Origin of the sequence: Bacillus sp. OxB-1, assembly GCF_000829195.1 — a bacterium.
GTDB lineage: Bacteria > Bacillota > Bacilli > Bacillales_A > Planococcaceae > Sporosarcina.
In genome coordinates, this window is record NZ_AP013294.1 from 2,488,236 (window position 1) to 2,505,173 (window position 16,938).

Annotated in this window: 17 protein-coding genes and 2 pseudogenes; 14 read left to right on the forward strand and 5 right to left on the reverse strand. The window is 49.6% G+C overall.

Annotation, left to right across the window (positions count from 1 at the left end; all coding sequences use genetic code 11):
* Both OXB_RS12200 and OXB_RS12205 read left to right on the forward strand, forming a co-directional pair.
* The gene (locus tag OXB_RS12200; RefSeq protein ID WP_041074613.1) at positions 1–801 is read left to right on the forward strand and encodes a hypothetical protein; all 801 of its coding nucleotides are present in this window, start codon (positions 1–3) and stop codon (positions 799–801) included.
* A 174-nt stretch (positions 802–975) separates the two neighbouring features.
* Positions 976–3,030 (forward strand): catalase, encoded by a 2,055-nt coding sequence (locus tag OXB_RS12205; protein WP_041074616.1) that lies wholly within the window; start codon positions 976–978, stop codon positions 3,028–3,030.
* Between the two features lie 134 nt (positions 3,031–3,164).
* Here OXB_RS12205 and OXB_RS12210 read toward each other — a convergent pair whose 3' ends face one another.
* Complete coding sequence (locus tag OXB_RS12210; protein WP_041074618.1) at positions 3,165–4,049, reverse strand: TIGR01777 family oxidoreductase; 885 nt, start codon at positions 4,047–4,049, stop codon at positions 3,165–3,167.
* A 184-nt stretch (positions 4,050–4,233) separates the two neighbouring features.
* On the opposite strand from OXB_RS12210, the gene OXB_RS12215 reads away from it, so the two are divergent.
* Positions 4,234–4,407 (forward strand): hypothetical protein, encoded by a 174-nt coding sequence (locus tag OXB_RS12215; RefSeq protein ID WP_041074620.1) that lies wholly within the window; start codon positions 4,234–4,236, stop codon positions 4,405–4,407.
* Positions 4,394–4,966 carry a Fic/DOC family protein gene (locus tag OXB_RS12220; protein WP_041074622.1) on the forward strand — a complete coding sequence of 191 codons (573 nt, stop codon included), beginning with the start codon at positions 4,394–4,396 and terminating at the stop codon, positions 4,964–4,966. The genes OXB_RS12215 and OXB_RS12220 overlap by 14 nt, the downstream gene beginning before the upstream one ends.
* Positions 4,967–5,259: 293 nt before the next feature.
* Here OXB_RS12220 and OXB_RS12225 read toward each other — a convergent pair whose 3' ends face one another.
* The 3 genes and pseudogenes from OXB_RS12225 to OXB_RS12235 all read right to left on the reverse strand — a co-directional run bounded on the left by OXB_RS12225 (position 5,260) and on the right by OXB_RS12235 (position 7,011).
* Positions 5,260–5,694, reverse strand: a complete 435-nt coding sequence (locus tag OXB_RS12225) for a PH domain-containing protein (protein WP_041074624.1) — start codon at positions 5,692–5,694, stop codon at positions 5,260–5,262.
* A 491-nt stretch (positions 5,695–6,185) separates the two neighbouring features.
* Entirely contained in the window at positions 6,186–6,380 is a 195-nt protein-coding gene (locus OXB_RS12230) for a hypothetical protein (protein ID WP_041074626.1), read from the reverse strand.
* Between the two features lie 86 nt (positions 6,381–6,466).
* Positions 6,467–7,011 (reverse strand): annotated as a pseudogene (locus OXB_RS12235) (DoxX family protein).
* Between the two features lie 212 nt (positions 7,012–7,223).
* Here OXB_RS12235 and OXB_RS12240 point away from each other — a divergent pair.
* The 5 genes and pseudogenes from OXB_RS12240 to yfkAB all read left to right on the forward strand — a co-directional run bounded on the left by OXB_RS12240 (position 7,224) and on the right by yfkAB (position 12,336).
* Positions 7,224–8,585 carry a cyclic 2,3-diphosphoglycerate synthase gene (locus OXB_RS12240; protein ID WP_041074628.1) on the forward strand — a complete coding sequence of 454 codons (1,362 nt, stop codon included), beginning with the start codon at positions 7,224–7,226 and terminating at the stop codon, positions 8,583–8,585.
* Between the two features lie 238 nt (positions 8,586–8,823).
* Positions 8,824–9,870 (forward strand): MHYT domain-containing protein, encoded by a 1,047-nt coding sequence (locus tag OXB_RS12245; protein WP_041074630.1) that lies wholly within the window; start codon positions 8,824–8,826, stop codon positions 9,868–9,870.
* A gap of 16 nt (positions 9,871–9,886) precedes the next feature.
* Positions 9,887–10,780: pseudogene (locus OXB_RS12250) on the forward strand (putative bifunctional diguanylate cyclase/phosphodiesterase); the annotation flags it as partial.
* On the forward strand, positions 10,701–11,057 hold the full coding sequence (locus OXB_RS19465; protein WP_442852909.1) for an EAL domain-containing protein: 357 nt from the start codon (positions 10,701–10,703) through the stop codon (positions 11,055–11,057). The pseudogene OXB_RS12250 and the gene OXB_RS19465, both read left to right, overlap by 80 nt.
* Before the next feature lie 166 nt (positions 11,058–11,223).
* Entirely contained in the window at positions 11,224–12,336 is a 1,113-nt protein-coding gene (gene yfkAB, locus OXB_RS12255) for a radical SAM/CxCxxxxC motif protein YfkAB (RefSeq protein WP_041076726.1), read from the forward strand.
* 64 nt (positions 12,337–12,400) lie between these two features.
* Here yfkAB and OXB_RS19235 read toward each other — a convergent pair whose 3' ends face one another.
* Positions 12,401–12,964, reverse strand: a complete 564-nt coding sequence (locus OXB_RS19235) for a hypothetical protein (protein WP_041074632.1) — start codon at positions 12,962–12,964, stop codon at positions 12,401–12,403.
* A 194-nt stretch (positions 12,965–13,158) separates the two neighbouring features.
* Here OXB_RS19235 and OXB_RS12265 point away from each other — a divergent pair, with 194 nt between their 5' ends.
* The 5 genes from OXB_RS12265 to OXB_RS12285 are packed head-to-tail and all read left to right on the forward strand — an operon-like array spanning position 13,159 to position 16,698.
* Positions 13,159–14,142, forward strand: coding sequence for an ABC transporter substrate-binding protein (locus OXB_RS12265; protein ID WP_041074634.1), 984 nt, complete (start codon positions 13,159–13,161; stop codon positions 14,140–14,142).
* Positions 14,142–15,173, forward strand: coding sequence for a FecCD family ABC transporter permease (locus OXB_RS12270; RefSeq protein ID WP_442852910.1), 1,032 nt, complete (start codon positions 14,142–14,144; stop codon positions 15,171–15,173). The genes OXB_RS12265 and OXB_RS12270 overlap by 1 nt, the downstream gene beginning before the upstream one ends.
* A complete protein-coding gene (locus OXB_RS12275) occupies positions 15,160–15,960 on the forward strand; it encodes an ABC transporter ATP-binding protein (protein ID WP_041074639.1) in 801 nt (266 codons plus the stop codon). Before OXB_RS12270 ends, OXB_RS12275 begins: the two co-directional genes overlap by 14 nt.
* Complete coding sequence (locus OXB_RS12280; RefSeq protein WP_041074640.1) at positions 15,947–16,363, forward strand: hypothetical protein; 417 nt, start codon at positions 15,947–15,949, stop codon at positions 16,361–16,363. Before OXB_RS12275 ends, OXB_RS12280 begins: the two co-directional genes overlap by 14 nt.
* Positions 16,360–16,698 (forward strand): antibiotic biosynthesis monooxygenase, encoded by a 339-nt coding sequence (locus OXB_RS12285; RefSeq protein ID WP_041074641.1) that lies wholly within the window; start codon positions 16,360–16,362, stop codon positions 16,696–16,698. Before OXB_RS12280 ends, OXB_RS12285 begins: the two co-directional genes overlap by 4 nt.
* Positions 16,699–16,938 lie beyond the last annotated feature (240 nt).

Sequence of the window (16,938 nt, forward strand, 5' to 3'; positions counted from 1 at the left end):
GTGGAGAAGATCAAAGAGTTGGTCCATCGGCTGAAGAAGGAGCTGCAAGACGGTTTCCAGGTGAAAGTGCTGGAGTCGCTGACGTGGAATTTACCTGTCCGTTCCGTCGACATCGAATATGAAACGATCCGAAAGTCGAAAATGGATATTTTAATGAAAATGATTTTGATCGCCTTTCAAGAAGGGTCCATTTCGGATGAGGAGGAACTAAGCGACATTTTACTGGTCGAACCGCTTTTCATCCAAGATTTGATTGCCAAGATGGAAAGAACGGGCATCATTGCAAAAAACGGCCCATATTTTACCTTGACGGCTGCCGGAAGAAGACAGCTGGAATCCGGTGTGTTTGAAAGCGAGCCGGAGCGAGGCGTCCACACCACCCTCTACAGCCCGGTTCATCAAGCTTTCCTGAAGGGTGAGGGGAAGGGACCTTCAGAGAAAGTCGATGAATCGTACCGCTATGCGGATGAGACAGATGGATGGGATGTCACCCGTTTGGGAGATGAGGAGATGCTCGACATACTCCGGGCGACAGGCATCGAGTCAGTGGAGGGCGAGGCCCAAATCGTCGTCTCCAACATCATCTCGGCTTCGGAAAGTGGGGGCGAGCAAGAGGTACCCTGCATCGAATTCCGGCTGCATCAAGCCGCGGAAGACCTGTTCTATGCCCGCGTATGGAACACATTGACGGAGCAATGGGATGGACATCTCGAAGCCGAGTTGACTGAAAAAGAAGTGAAGACATGGCGGAAGCGATATGTATCAGGCGCCCATACAAACTTGAAAGTCCGGAAAACGTGATTGTGTAAACAATCGCGTTTTTTTCCATTGAACCCGATTGTTTGGATATCTGGAATCTGTTTAAAAGGTCGCGACCGAGGGAAGAAGGGTATAGATTGTTATTTTGGTAGAGGTTTCAGGGGATTGTTGACGTGCAATCTGACAGACTGATTCAAGGAAAAGGGAGATGACAAAATGGATCAGAACAAGCAACAGCCTATGAATCGCAAGGATGAACAATTGGAGCCATTCCGCAAAAGGAATACAGGTCCGGACAAGCAGATGACAGAGGAGAGCGGCATGAAGGTCGCGAATGACCAAAAGACGTTACGGGCGGGAAACCGCGGGCCGCTGCTGATGCAGGACTTCCACTTCTATAAAAAACAAACGCATTTCAACCGGGAACGGATCCCCGAAAAAGTCGTTCATGCCCGGGGGTTCGGGGCGTACGGTGACTTTGAACTGTACGAATCGATGCAAGAGTACACGATGGCGAAGTTCTTGCAGGAACCTGGTAAGAAGACACCTGCGTTTGTCCGGTTTTCGAATTTCATCGTGAATAAAGGATCGAAGGATACGGCCGTGGACATTCGGGGGTTTGCGGTGAAATTTTATACGGAAGAAGGGAATTACGATTCCCTGTCATTGCAATTCCCTGTCTTCATCCTCGCTGATGCGATGAAATTTGCAGATGTTACGCATGCCGCGAAGCCGAATCCGAAGACCCATATTCCGCAGGCGACCGTCGCGCATGACAGCTTCTGGGACTATGTCGTAAATAATCCCGAATCCGCCCATATGGTCATGTGGGTCATGTCGATGCGGGGTCGACCGAGAAGCTGGCGGATGATGGAAGGCTATCCGATCAATACATTCCGATTTGTGAATGCGGAAGGGGTTTCGACATTTGTCCGATTCGTCTGGAAGCCGAAGCTCGGCGTGCACTCGCTTCTGTTGGATGAGGCGAATTTGATTGGCGGGGTTGACCCGGATTTCCATCGCCGGGACTTGATCGAGGCCATTGAGAGCGGGGCTTATCCGGAATACGAGCTCGGGGTGCAGTTGATTGCCGATGAAGATGAATTCAAGTTCGATTTTGATATTTTGGACGATACGAAACTATGGCCAGAAGAAGAGATTCCTGTGAAGATCATCGGGAAACTGACGCTGAATCGGCTTATGGACAATTTCTTTGCCGAGGAAGAGCAGTCGGCGTTCAACCCGTCGAATCTCGTGCCCGGCATCGAATTCTCCAACGATCCAGTGCTGCAAGGACGGTCCTTCGCCTACCGGGATACCGAATTGTACCGGCAAAACTCCGCGAACTATGAAGAACTTCCAGTCAACCGGCCGATTGTGGAAGTGTCGAATAATTTGCGGGACAGCTACCAAAAGCATACGATCGACACGGACATGGTTCATTACCATAACAATTCATTGGCCGGAAACACGCCCGCCGAGACACCATCGGAAGAGGCCGGCTATGAGAATTATCCGAAGCCGGTGGAAGGGCATGTGACGAGGGAGCATCCAAGCGATTCATTCGCGGATTATTATACGCAGGCGAGGATCTTTTGGAATAGTTTGTCCCTGCCAGAGAAACAGGACTTGGTGGAATCATTCAGTTTCCACATTGGAAGTGTGAAGGATAAAGAGATCCGCCAAAAGAACGTGGAAATGTGGGCGAATGTGGACCAGGAGATGGCGACCCTCATCGCGGACAACATCGGAGTGGAGAAGCCTAGCAATTCACATGTTCAAGAGGACCGAAGCTACCCTTCCTTAAGCCAGCTGAATTCTCCGCACTCCGCGATGACCCAGAAGGTTGGCGTGCTGATCGGAGACGGGTTCGATGGGGAGGAAGTGAAGAACACGCTAGAGGCTTTGCAGAAAAATGGGGTCACCTTCGACATCGTCTCTGAAAAATTAGGCCCGGTGACCGCGGAAGACGGGACGGCGCTGCAGCCGAACAAAACGTTCATGACGACCCATCCGACTTTGTATGATGCGATCTATGTCGTTGGGGGGAAATCGGGGAACCAACTGAAATTCGATCAGCATCTGATGGATTTCGTGCGGATGCAGTATGTCCATATGAAACCGATCGGCGTAGCGTCCAGCGGCCAGGCATATCTCCTGCAGGGTGAGCAGAATAATATGGCCGGTGTCGTATCGGCTACCGACAATGCCGAGTTTGCCGCTCAATTTGTCGAAGCCATCGCCAAGAAACGGTATTGGGATCGAACTTGATTTCTAGATAGCCGTCGAAATGAATACAACTGTGATAGCCTCTTTCGGACAATCGTTCCGGAAGGGGTTTTTTCTATGGAATTTACTTAAGGTTAATGAACAAAAACGTGACGGTGCTTCGCCGTCACGTTTCTTCATTTCAAAATCTGTCCAAGCGCTTGATCAATCGTCTCATACGTGAACTCGAATCCCTCTTCCAACAGACGTTCGGGCAACACCCAGCGGCTTTTGAGGATCAATTCCGTTTCGGTACGCATGAAAACAGCGCCCATTTCCAACATCCATTTAGGGGACGCCAGGCCAAATTTTCGGTTCATCGATTTCCGTAGCTGTGCCATGAATTCCCGATTGGTGATCGGGGAAGGGGCAGAGCAATTGAATACCCCATCTAGCTGCTCATTTGCCTGGAGGAATAAAAGAATCCGGAACACGTCTTCGATATGGATCCAGCTGAACATTTGGTCTCCCGATCCTTGCACGCCACCGAGTCCGTAACGTACCAAGTTCCGGTAAGGGCCCATCACTCCGCCTTCACCGAGAACGATGGCGAGTCGTAAGGCGACCTTTCTCGTTTTCGGCAGATCAAACGAGAACAACGAGTGTTCCCAGGCTTTTGCGACTTCGACGGAAAAGCCGGTGCCGATTTCGCCGCCGGACTCCGTCATCGGTCTGTCTTCGGCATGCCGATAAATGGTGGCCGTGCTGGAGTTGATCCAAAGCGGAGGCGGGTTTTCGCAATGGGCCAGTGCCTGCCCGAGTATGTCCGTCGTTTCGGTGCGGGAGTCGAAAATTTCTCTCCGGTTTTTTGCATTGTATCGGCAATTCACCGATTTTCCCGCCAGATTGATCAGCATCTCTGCATTTTCCAACGCTTGGATGATGCCATCGCGATTATTCCATGAGAGATGTTGGGGGCGTCTCGAAATATGGATGACGTCATACCCCAAATCAGTGAACTTCTTTTCAATATATTGGCCGATGAAACCAGTTCCACCTGCAATTACGATCTTCTGATTCATTCAAATCCCTCATCTCATATCTGTTCTTACGTCATAGGACGTCGGGGAATCCGGTTTAGTTCTTTTCGAAAAAAAAGGTGTAGGTTTCCCGGAAAGGTGACTGGCACTGATAGAGGATTTCTGGAAAAAAACGCGGTTATGTTGTATAATAGAGGAAAGAATTGTACGTGGAAGGGGCCGGACGATGAAGGAATTAACGATGGAGTCGAAGGAATTCAAAAGGGTGCTTCACAATCTCCATTTGGAAAATATGACCCTTCATACCGCTCTGCAAAAAAGAGTGCTGGAGCTGATCAATTCAGGAGTTCCGATCACGTCCGCCGTGATTCAGGAAGCGCTGGACCGTGAAAAGATATAATAGTGAAGAAAATGATCCGTACCTGCTGCGGCAAAATCTGTTAGGGATCCAAACGTACGAACAGCTGGAGGAAGCGGAAGCGTTGGTCTTTTCGATCCGTGCGGCTGAGTTGGAGCAAAGAGGCTTTCATTTCCCATTCACCAAAGAGGGCTTCAAAAGTTTACATCAGCATTTATTTCAGGATCTTTATTCATTTGCCGGCGAGTTTCGGGACGTTCAGCTAATGAAGGGCGGAACACGATTTTGCCAAGTGGAACATCTCGACTTGTATTCGGCTGATCTGTTTTGCAAGCTAAGCAAGGAACCGGGCTGGACCACGTTGGAGGAAGCGGCCGACCGACTGGCTTTCTTCAAATCCGAACTCAATATGCTGCATCCTTTCCGGGAAGGGAACGGGCGGACGACGCGTATTTTCATACATGCCTATGCACGGTCGAAAGGGTTGGAGTGGGCATACGAGACGATTCCGAGAGAAGTGTATATGGAAGCGATGATTGAATCGGTCATCAAAAGCGATTCTTTGAAGGCGCTGTTTCTGGAAACCCTGGACTTTATGTGATCAACTAATTAATATGCGAAAAAGCCGATCCATTACGCAATGGGACCGGTTGATGGGGAGAAAGCATTAAATACTACAGCATTCGGGGACACAATTCGCCTATGGATTGGTGTCCCTATTTTTGTTGTTATATCTATGTTCAGGACATTTTTTTGAAGGAATTCGTACCACCGTTAGCTCAATAAAGTTCTGTAAATTTCATAAAAGAACCGTATACAATTTATTCTCAATTATTCTTCTACCTTAATTTCCGAGGCCAGTGTAGCGGTAGTAACAGCAAATTTAAGTTGTTATTATTTTAAGAACTCAATCGGCTTACTTCTTTTTTCATTGACAACTTCAACAAATTTTTCAATATTTTCAGGTGCAATAATGGTATAATCATTTGCATTGTAATATAAATTGTAACGTTCTTTTGACAGTGCAATTGATGCTAATGGGACATAGGTTTTTTCGATTCTTGTAATGGTATTCAGCTCAACTGGGCGTTTAAATGGGCCAATATGGATAATTAAATGTTCATTTGTTATAACGTAAAATGTTCGGTACCATAAACATAAAATCACGATGGCGAAAATCCCAAATATAAAAGAAAACGTTATACTTGCGGCCAATCCTGCTTCATGGTAAATCGGTATGAATAGTCCTACAGAAAGTCCTAAGAAAAGTAATACCGAACCCCAAATCAAGATTCGAAAAGTCATGTCTTTTTTCGCATGAAATTTCATAATAACCCTCCCTTAAAATTCAAAGTTAGTATGCCAAATTCAGAAAAAGAAGCAAACACGAATATATAATTCCTCACTTCTTCTGCTGCACGACCTTAACTTTACTACGTTTGATTTTTTTTAAGGTTTCAGAGCTAAGGATTATATTATTTTTATATTTTTAACCGATTTTTGCTTCTTCCACTAACCTGCCCGTTAGTTGGAGAACAGCATTTCATAATCTTTAATTTACTTTAGCATACATTTCTCATCTTTCAATAATCTTCTATCCAATTAGCAAGTGTTTTAACAACGGAATTAACAAAGGCACATAAATTTTTGCTGTGGTAATTGTGGTTCCATCTTGTCTATATAATGAATCTAAGTATTGATTCAACAACAAAAATAGAGACACCAATTCATATGTGAATTGTGTCCCTGAACTCTGTGTTTGTTTATGTTTTCTCCCCATCCACCGAACCCGTTACCATTCACGGACGGCTTTTTATAATTCATCTTCCTACGCCCGGCTTCATCTGTTGCAATCCCGCTCTCATGGAAGCGACGGCGCTCGTCACATTCAGGATGACCGCAACCGCGATGCAGCCCCATTTGACGGGTTCGGGAAGCGTCACGGTGAGTGACACGATGAGCAAGGAGGATCCGATGATGAGCATGGCCATATAAACCACCAGTTTTTTAGACAAGCAAAACCACCCTTTCAAGGCTCCCTTTAAGTGTAACATGAAACCGGGAGCCGGGATAGGCAAGGGCGGCGGCTAACCGACTCATCTTATCTCGCTTTTTCGGCTTTTGCCCACGGCGTGCCGAGAAGCGGCATCGCCCAACGGTCGAGGCCGTACCAGCCAGCGACTTTCCACGCCAGAACGAGCCAGGTGGCAAGGACGAACAAAATCGGGTTCGTGCTAAGCGTCCCGGCAAACAGGAAACTGACATTCATGAAGGCCCCAAAAAAGGCGGCAATGCCCGTCAGAAGCCCGAAAATCAATCCAAGGCCCACAAGCAATTCCCCGTATGCTACCAAAAAGCCGAACACTTTGGCATTTGGCAGCACGAACGATTCAAGGAACGAAGCATACCAACCGGTCACGTCTCCGCCATCCGCCGACTTGGCCAGCGCCCCGCCGACGAATCCCCGGACGGCCTCGCCCGCGTGCTCGCCGGTCCACGCATCGCTTCTCACTTTCCCCCAACCGGCCATGAGCCAGGGTACCCGACGTATATTCGGATGATTAGCCATATAAGTCCAGAACGCGTATCGTTGAATAAAAAATGAGAGACCGGATTTTCAGGCATGATGATCGTTTTTTCTTTCATTTCATTACCTCCCGTACATAATTTAGCCTATATCTTATTTCCTATCTATATTTTTCACAGTTATGTAACAATTCCCTTGAAAAGAATTATTTTCCTTGACTTTTTTGAAGGGAAATCCTTTATTTTCAATCGAACAAAAATTTCCCTTTGTATTAAAATGCAAAAAGCCTTATAATAATGAAAGATAGTTACAGATTAGGAGAGAAGATTGCATGGAGAGAAAAAATATTATCATCATCGGCGCGGCCGGCAGAGATTTCCACAACTTTAATACACATTATCGCGATAACGATGCGTATCGCGTCGTTGCTTTCACGGCGACTCAAATTCCGGATATCGACGGACGGAAATATCCGAGTGAATTGGCAGGCGATTTGTATCCGGAAGGGATTCCGATTTATTCACAAGAACAGTTGCCACAGTTGATCCAGGAGTTGGATGTGGATGAATGTGTCTTCGCATACAGTGATGTCAGCTATGACGACGTGATGGGGGTCGGCGCAATCGTGAATTCGGCGGGTGCCAACTTCACATTGCTCGGATCGAAGAGCACGATGTTGAAAAGCAATAAACCGGTCATTTCGGTGTGCGCGGTGCGGACGGGAACGGGGAAAAGCCAGACGTCCCGGAAAATTATCGAAACCTTGCTGGAGCATGATTTAAAAGTGGTTGCGATTCGCCACCCGATGCCATATGGCGATTTAGTGGCACAGCGGGTTCAGCGTTTTGCGACTGTTGAAGATTTGAAGCATCACAATTGTACGATTGAAGAAATGGAAGAATACGAACCGCATGTGGCGCGCGGAAATATCGTCTATGCAGGCGTGGATTATGCAGATATTTTACAAGCGGCGGAAAACGATCCGGACGGATGCGATGTCATCTTATGGGATGGCGGGAATAATGACTTTTCATTCTACGAGCCTGATTTAGCGGTCACTGTATTGGACCCGCATCGGCCCGGCCATGAGCTGAAATATTATCCGGGTGAAGTGAGCTTACGTACCGCTGACGTAGCCATTATTAATAAAGTCGACAGCGCGGAAGCGGAAGCTATTCAAATCGTCGAAAATAATATTAAGAAGGTCAATCCAGAGAGCGTTATTATGAAAGCGGAGTCCAAAATTACGGTGGATCATCCCGAGCAAATTGCTGGAAAGCGTGTTTTAATCGTCGAAGATGGTCCGACGTTGACGCATGGCGAGATGAAACTCGGGGCGGGCACTGTGGCAGCACAGCGTCTAGGCGCAAAGGAAATAATCGATCCACGACCATATGCAGTCGGCACCATTGCGGACACATTCCGCAAATACGGCCATATCGGAAATCTTCTTCCGGCAATGGGCTATGGCGAACAGCAATTGAAAGACTTGGAAGAGACGATCAATGCAGCGGACTGTGATGCGGTAATCATCGGGACACCGATGGATCTGTCCCGTGTCATTTCCATCAACAAGCCTTGCACGCGGATCCATTATGATCTCGAGGAAGTCGGCAGCCCGGACCTGAACGAAATCTTGAAGAAATTCATCCAGGAACACCAGCTCGTCAAGGCGCAGTCACCAAAAGCATAAAGCTGACCGAACCCCCACCATTTCGCGTTATATCGCGGTTTGGTGGGGGTTTTTAGTGCCAGGCACCCAAACAAACATCATGAAAACTCAAACATTCACGTTTGTTTGAATAAACATGAATGTTTGTACACCATGCACCAAAATAGAACTTTAGCCTCTTAAATTGATTTTTCGACAAAAAATGATAGAATGATAGAGACTTTAGGTCAGCTTTTTAGAAAAAATATGAGGTGGAATTGTGGAACATTCTTTGGCGTCAATGCATTCGCATCATAATACGTATCACGTCGTCCTGTCGTATGTGATTGCCACAATGTCTGCGTATGTCTCGATCGATTTGGCGAGGCGGGTTATGTATTCTTCCCGGACCGCAAAATATGTCTGGCTCATAGCAGGAGCCGGGACGCTTGGCATCGGGATTTGGTCCATGCATTTTATCGCCATGCTCGCTTTTCAGTTCCCGGTTCCCATCTATTATGATACGGAATTGGTCATTGTGTCGGTTCTGATTGCGATCGTCGGCTGTTTCTTGGGATTTACAATCATTTCACGGAATATCAAAAGCTCGTCCCGTTTTATCCTATCGGGAATCGTCATGGGATTAAGCATTGCAGCGATGCACTATGTCGGCATGGCGGCGGTGAAACCCGTTATCATCACGTACGATCGTCTATTAGTTGTCGTGTCCATTATCATTGCCATTTCCGCGTCTTGGGTGGCGATCGGCCTAGGATTCCGCTCTTCCAATACAGCACAGGGGATGCCGTTCGGGTTAAAGGCGGTTTTTTCGCTCATCATGGCGGTCGCCATCGCGGGCAGGCATTATACCGGAATGGCCGCCACCCAATTTTCGGACCTTGGCCATCCTGCCGTGCCTGCATCGGACATGGATACTTCGCTTTTGGCCTGGATTGTGGCAGGCCTTACGGTTCTGGTGTTCACTCTCTTCTTCTTTTCCTTGATTTTCGACAGGGTATGGAAGAGAAAAGAAATATTACAGAAAACGTTACTGGACTCCATCGCGGACGGCATTGTCATCACCGACCAATCGGGCCGGATCTTGCATGTAAATCCCGCCTTCCTCCAATTGGCTGGGGGACACTTGAAACACCCGCATTTGCAGCAATATCATCCCGGCCTTGTACCAGACGCAGAACTGCCTTCCGTGTTTGCAGGTCGAATTAAATTCCATGGTATTCGAAGTGAAGCGGAGGCCGGTCATCGGAGAAGCATTGCATCAATCTCTCTGGCTTTTCCACGACCTGACGGAACGCATTCATATTGAGCGCCAGATCTCCCATATGGCATACCACGATACACTTACCCAACTGCCAAACCGCCATCGTGTGGACGTAGTTTTGAATGAATGGATGGCAAGTACACAATCGATCGGGTGCATCGTTTTGAATGTGGACCGGATGAAATTCATTAACGACATGTTGGGCCATCAGGCGGGGAATCTGTTGCTGCAGCATATAGCGGAACGGTTGTCGGGCTTGTTGGAGAAGGGCGACTTCCTTGCCAGATTCGGCGGGGATGAATTCATCATCTTACTAGCAAATGAACGCGTGAATACTGTAGAAGAGATCGCCAAGCGATGCGTCGAGCAGATGCGCGAGCCATTCATCGTCCATGGCCATCCGATTTCCATCACGATGAGCGCTGGATTGTGCACGTATCCAAGCGAAGCGTCGAATGCCGACGAACTGTTGCAATACGCTGATTTGGCGATGTCCGAATCGAAAAAGAACGGGAAAAATGAAGCAACGGCTTTCACTTTATCCTTGAATGAGCAATATCGGCGGAAGTTGCAGATCGAAGAAGCCCTTACGACGGCACAGTCGCATGGCGAGCTCCATCTCGTCTATCAGCCGAAAATCCGGATGCGGACGGAAAAGATGGAAGGGGTGGAAGCCTTGCTGCGCTGGACACATCCGGAACACGGCCCGATCTCTCCCGTGGAATTCATCCCGATTGCGGAAGAGAAAGGGTTGATCCATACCATCGGGGAGTGGGTGCTCCGTGCGTCGTGTTCGCAGTGGGTGAGCTGGAGCCGGGAAGTTGCCGAACCGCCGATCGTCGCTGTCAATATTTCGCCGATTCAGTTGACGCGCGATGATTTCCTGCCGACTTTGCTGGAAATCATCGAAGAGACGGCAATGGATCCCCGTTTTCTCGAATTGGAAATTACGGAGTCGGCTTCGCTCGGTTTTGAGGAGAAAAGCAGGGCCCTGTTGGAAAAAAATACGGACATTGGGAATCCAAATTTCACTGGACGACTTCGGGACAGGCTACTCCTCCTTCAGCCATCTCAAAGAACTGCCGATCGACGTGTTGAAAATCGACCGCTCCTTCTTGGGCCAGCTAATCGGGAATGAAGGACAGGAAGCGATTGTCCGCTCAATCATCCATCTCGGCCATAATTTGAACTTCCGCGTGCTCGTCGAAGGTCCGAAGAGAAGGAGGAGGTAGATTGGCTGAGGGAGGCCGGCTGCGATTTCGTGCAAGGGTATTATTATTCCAAGCCCGAAATGCCTGAACGCATTCTTCACCTGATGCGCTCTGGAGGATTCACTCGGTTGACGGCAGGTGTATAATAGGGCTGAAGAATGATGAAGAAAAGAGTTGAGCCGAATTGATGAAAATGACGCCGGAGACGGATCCATGGGAAGCGTATTTGGATATCGAGAAGCACGGCAGGTTGACGTTATCGAGCATTGAATTTACGACGACATATTTATGCAATATGCGTTGCGAGCATTGTGCCGTCGGTGATTTGCTGGCGCACCAAGACCCGGACGCCTTGCCGCTGGAGCTGCTCCTAACCCGTCTGGAGGAAGTGCCGCATTTGCGCACGTTGAGCATTACGGGCGGGGAGCCGATGTTTTCGAAGAAATCGGTGCAGAATTATGTCTTGCCTTTATTGGAATATGCCCATAAGCGGGGCGTGCGGACGCAGTTGAACTCCAATTTGACGATGCCGCTGGACCGTTATATGATGATTGCCCCCTATTTGGATGTGCTGCATATATCCCATAACTGGGGCACCGTCGACGATTTTGTCGAAGGCGGGTTCGCCAATATGGAGCGCAAGCCGCCCGTCGACAAGCGCGCGGAACAGTTCCAGCGCATGATCGACAACAGCAGGGCCCTTTCGGAAGCGGGAGTGCTCGTTTCCGCAGAGACGATGTTGAATAAACGGACCGCCCCGTACTTGGAGAAAATCCATAAGCAAGTCGTGGGGGAGATGAAGTGTGCCAGGCATGAGGTGCATCCGATGTACCCGGTTGCGTTCGCTTCGAATCTGGAAGTTTTATCATTGGATGAAACGCGGGCTGCGATCCATCAGTTGCTCGATATCCGGGATGAATCGACGTGGATGCTGTTCGGGACATTGCCGTTCTATCCTTGCAGTGGCAAGCGGGAAGACTTGGAGCTACTGGCGCGTCTGTATGACAGCCCGAATGTATCGTTGCGGAACGACCCGGACGGCCGCTCCCGTTTGAATGTCAATATTTTCACGGGTGATGTCATCGTCACGGATTTCGGGGATACGCCGCCGATGGGCAATATTCAACAGGACGCGCTACCGGCCATGCTCGATCGCTGGCTGGAACGGCCGTTGGCAAAATCGATCAGCTGCCATTGTCCGGAAGTCCGTTGTCTCGGGCCGAATTTATTGGTCAAAGACGCGTATTACCGGGACGAGGATTTTAGGGGCAAGCAATCGAGGATGGAACGTGTCTGGTAAAGGAGAAAAGAAGAGAACCGACTAGGTAGTGTGAGCCTAGCCGGTTCTCTTTTTGTATTGAGATTTATTCAACCCAACGATCATCTTTTCTCTTCATATTCAATTTTAGTTCCGTCCTTGAACCGGATTTCCAGTTCGAATTCGGTGTAGTCGGTCGGCAAGTTGAAGGCCGATAGTGTGTTGGCAATAACCTGTTCTTTGTCGGTCTGTTGAGTGATATCCAATTGTTCCAGAATAGGGAATAATTCATTGAACGCACCCGGACTTTTTGCTCGACGCCTTTCAAGGAATCCTCGATTTCGGCTTTGATGGAGCCGTCTGCCTTCTTTTCAATTTCCGCCTCGTATTCGGAATGATCCGCATACTCTACTTGCAGTTCAAATTCCTCATACTGCAGCTCATCCATTTTTTGCTGCATCTCGTTTGAATCGGCGGTTTTGGTTGGTGTCCCGGTTTCCGCCGGTTCCGTCGGCTGTGCAGTTTCTTCTGATGTTGCCTTGTTTTCAGCGGATTTCTCTTGGGCAGACGGAGTTTCGTCCACAGTCGGTGTAGGCTCCGTATCAGCTGAACAAGCCGCCAGCACTAGAGAAGAGGCGATTGCCACAGACCAAACTCTCCATTTTGTCATCGCTCCCACCTCCTTTCTCCCTTCCATACCCAAAATCGAGCGGCATGAAATATTTAAATTTATTGGAATAAACATTCACGACTGTTTGGGTAGCCGGAACCATTTTCCACAAAATCTAGTTGACATTGATTCTCATTATCATCTATACTCGAATCATTGAGAATAATTCTCAGTTAATTGAGGGAGGTTTGAGAATGAAGAAATTGTTATATGCCATTGCCGTAGTAAGTGTAATTGCTGTATTGGCGGCTTGCGGCAAGGTGGAGGAGAAAATGGATGGGGGTGGGAAGGCGGAGGCTTCTGGAAAGTCAACTGAGAAAGCAGCGGAACAAGCGGGAATTGAAATTACCGACGCGTTAGGCCAGACGCTGACATTTGAAACGGCGCCGGAGACGTTTGCCACGCTCAGTTCAGGTGATTTGGATATCCTCCTATCACTTGGCGCCAACGTAGTGGGCCGTCCGACTTCACAAGCGCCGGTTGCTCCGGAACTGGAAGAAGTGGAGCAGATCGGGAACCCGCATCAGCCGAATTTCGAGAAGATTGCGGTAGTTCATCCCGATGTCTTGCTAGCCTCGCCAAGCATGAAAGCGCATGCGGAGAACTTGGAACGGCAAGGGACGAAAGTAATCTATACATCTGCCAATAGTGTGCAAGAGATCCAAAATACGATTTCCATGGTCGGTTCACTTTTAAATAAAGAGGCAGAAGCTGACACATTGAATGGCACGTTGAACGAAGCATTGAAAACAGGGCAAGAATCCATTTCGGAAAAAGGGACGAAGACATTGCTCGTCTACGGGGCGCCTGGGACATATCTCGCGGCATTGCCGACGTCTTTGTCGGGCAATCTGTTGGAGCTCGCGGGCGGGGAAAATATTGCGAATGATTTCCCGAATGAAGACCAATACCCGCAATATGCTAGCCTCAGTGTCGAAAAGATTATCGAACGCAACCCTGAAGTCGTCATGCTCATCACCCATGGCGAACCGGAAGCAGTGAAAGCGGCATTTGAGGAAGAAATGATGAAAAACCCGGCGTGGAAAAATCTGGATGCCGTTAAAGCGGGCCGCGTTATCGTGCTGCCCTCCCATTTATTTGGCACGAATCCCGGAACAAAAGTGGTGGAGGCGTTCCATGTCATGAAGGACAGTTTGGAAGAAGGATCGGGAAAATGATTGCCGTCGGGGAACAAGCCGCCGAAGAGCGCCACCCGCTCGCCAAAGCACGGTTCATAGTCCTCCTTGCCACAGCCGTACTCTTGTTCATCGCAACGATTGGCAGTTTGATGATCGGGCCGGTTTCATTCTCCCCAATGGAAGTTTGGAATGGCATCACGACGTCCGCGGATTCTTTGGAACGTCGGATTGTTTGGGAGTTGCGCGTTCCCCGGATGCTCGTCGGCCTCATTGTCGGCATGTGTCTTGCTGCGTCGGGTGCCATCTTGCAAGGGATCATGCGCAATCCGTTGGCGGATCCGGGTATTATCGGCGTTTCCTCTGGGGCTGGGCTGGCTGCGACGGTGATCATGATTTTATTTCCGGCGTATATTATGCTGCTGCCCGCTGCGGCATTCCTAGGCGCCTTGATCACTGGATTGGTCATTTACGCGATGTCTTGGAAGGGCGGGGCTTCCCCGGTACGAATTATTTTGGTCGGAGTTGCGATCAACGCAGTCATCGGTGCTTGCATGAGTGCGCTCATGCTATTGTACAGCGACCGGGTCCAGTCGGTGTTGCCGTGGTTGGCCGGGGGAATTGCGGGCGTCGGCTGGGTGCAGTTTGAAATGATCATCTATTACGCGCTGGCTGCATTGCTGCTTGCCTTGTTTGCAATTCCGCATATCCGGATTTTACGGCTGGGGGATGAAGTGGCGAAACTGCTCGGGCATAAGGTCGAGCGAAGCCGTTTTTTCCTCATCCTGCTCAGTACGCTGCTCGCGGGCATCGCAGTCAGCGTATCGGGGCTGATCGGATTTGTCGGTCTTGTCATTCCCCATATCGTGCGCGCTCTCGTTGGCGGGGATTATCGGTACGTCTTGCCGATTTCGGCGCTTGGCGGCGGTTTGCTCGTTGTCGTGGCGGATACGATTGCCCGGACCGCTTTCAATCCGATCGAGTTGCCAGTCGGCATTCTGCTGTCCTTCTTGGGAGGTCCTTTCTTTTTGTACTTGATTCAGAAACGGAGGAATTCTTTTGCTGACAACTGAAGATCTATCGTATCGGCAGTCTGCTGAATTCCGGTTGGCGGAAGTCGATGTACATATCAAGAAAGGGGAGATTGTCAGTCTAATCGGCCCGAATGGCTCCGGGAAATCGACTCTTTTGCGCTTGCTGTCGCGGCTGAACGCTCCAGATACCGGGCAGATTTTGTTGAACGGCAAGGAAATAGCCCGGATGGATACCCGGGACGTCGCCAAGGCTCTCGCCATGCTGCCGCAAATGCACGATCACCAGCTCGATTTGACGGTTCGGGAGCTAGTCGGGTTCGGTCGTCATCCGCATCGTTCCACGTATGGGAAGCCGTTGCGGGAGGATGAGGAGATCGTCGAATGGGCGCTTGAAGTGACGAAGTTGTCCGGTTTCCGCAACCGTCTGCTGCATTCGCTATCAGGCGGGGAACGCCAGCGCGCCTGGATTGCGATGGCCATCGCCCAGCGGCCGAACATTCTATTATTGGATGAACCGACGACCTATCTCGATATCGCGCATCAGTTGGAAGTGATGGAACTCGTGACAGAGTTGAATGAAACATTCGGGATGACGATCGTCATGGTGTTGCACGACATTAACCAGGCGGCCCGCTACAGCGATCGGCTCATCGTCTTGAAGGAGGGGCGGATCCGCTATGACGGAATCCCGCAATGTGTGTTATGCAAGGAAATGTTCCGTTCGATTTTTGAAATTGACGCGGATATTTTCGTGAAGGACGGGGCGCATTTTTTTACACCGAATAAATTACGGAAGGATGATCGTTGTGAGAATGGAAAGTGTTAAACTGGAGCCAGTGGACGGGGAAATGGTCCGCGCTTACATCGTGGCGGCCCATGGCAATTTGCAGGAAGTGAAAGCGTTGGTGGATCGGGAGCCGGCGCTGATCCACGCAGTCATGAACTGGGGAGGTGATGACTGGGAAAGTGGGCTCGGCGCCGCGGCCCATACGGGAAATCGGGACATTGCAGAGTATTTGCTTTCCAGGGGTGCACGAATGGATATTTTCACAGCCGCCATGCTCGGGGAAGTGGAGATTGTAAAAAGCATGATTGCGAGATTCCCCGAAATGGCGACGGCGAAAGGGGCCCATGGCATTCCGCTCATCCGCCATGCGGAACGCGGGGGCGAACCGGCCTTGCCGGTATTGGATTTTTTAATGAATGATAGGGAGGATGAATACAAATGATGGTAGCCGTAAATACGATCCGGATTCAAAAAGGAAAGGGGGAAGAGGTGGCGAGCCGCTTCGCACAGCCCAAATCCGTGCATACGTTTGAAGGGTTCATTCGGATGGAAGTGTGGATGAAAGAGGACTCCCCTGAGTATGATGAATTGAAAGTTTGCACGACTTGGGAAGCACGCCGTTTCTTCGATAACTGGCTCGAAAGTCGGGAATCCCAGAAAGCGCATGGCTCCGGGAATGGCAGACCCGCCTCAAGCGAACCGAGCCCGATTCTCGGGAATGAATTGACGACCTTCACTGTAAAGGCACAACATCTGCCAGCAGCGAAAGCGGAATGATCGACGACCGCTGGCGATGGCGGCCACTGAAAGGGACTGTCCAGAAAAGTGGATTTTCCGGTTAAACACGCAAAAAGCAAGGGCTCTGGTCGCTTTCCGCGGGCCAGCCGACGAGCCTCCTCCGGCTTATAGCCGTGCGGGGTCTCGTCGGCCGGCTTTCCCGCAGGAGTCTCCCGGCGCCCTTGCTTTTTGCTAGTATCCAACTCTGTGCCTGGACTTTACTTGTCCATAATAAGGGCG

Coding starts and splice junctions, on each gene's coding strand:
- yfkAB (WP_041076726.1), top strand. CDS start 11,224: ATGAAAATGACGCCGGAGACGGATCCATGGGAAGCGTATTTGGATATC.
- OXB_RS19465 (WP_442852909.1), top strand. CDS start 10,701: ATGATTTCCTGCCGACTTTGCTGGAAATCATCGAAGAGACGGCAATGG.
- OXB_RS12225 (WP_041074624.1), bottom strand. CDS start 5,694: ATGAAATTTCATGCGAAAAAAGACATGACTTTTCGAATCTTGATTTGG.
- OXB_RS19235 (WP_041074632.1), bottom strand. CDS start 12,964: ATGACAAAATGGAGAGTTTGGTCTGTGGCAATCGCCTCTTCTCTAGTG.
- OXB_RS12265 (WP_041074634.1), top strand. CDS start 13,159: ATGAAGAAATTGTTATATGCCATTGCCGTAGTAAGTGTAATTGCTGTA.
- OXB_RS12280 (WP_041074640.1), top strand. CDS start 15,947: ATGGAAAGTGTTAAACTGGAGCCAGTGGACGGGGAAATGGTCCGCGCT.
- OXB_RS12205 (WP_041074616.1), top strand. CDS start 976: ATGGATCAGAACAAGCAACAGCCTATGAATCGCAAGGATGAACAATTG.
- OXB_RS12215 (WP_041074620.1), top strand. CDS start 4,234: ATGAAGGAATTAACGATGGAGTCGAAGGAATTCAAAAGGGTGCTTCAC.
- OXB_RS12285 (WP_041074641.1), top strand. CDS start 16,360: ATGATGGTAGCCGTAAATACGATCCGGATTCAAAAAGGAAAGGGGGAA.
- OXB_RS12240 (WP_041074628.1), top strand. CDS start 7,224: ATGGAGAGAAAAAATATTATCATCATCGGCGCGGCCGGCAGAGATTTC.
- OXB_RS12210 (WP_041074618.1), bottom strand. CDS start 4,049: ATGAATCAGAAGATCGTAATTGCAGGTGGAACTGGTTTCATCGGCCAA.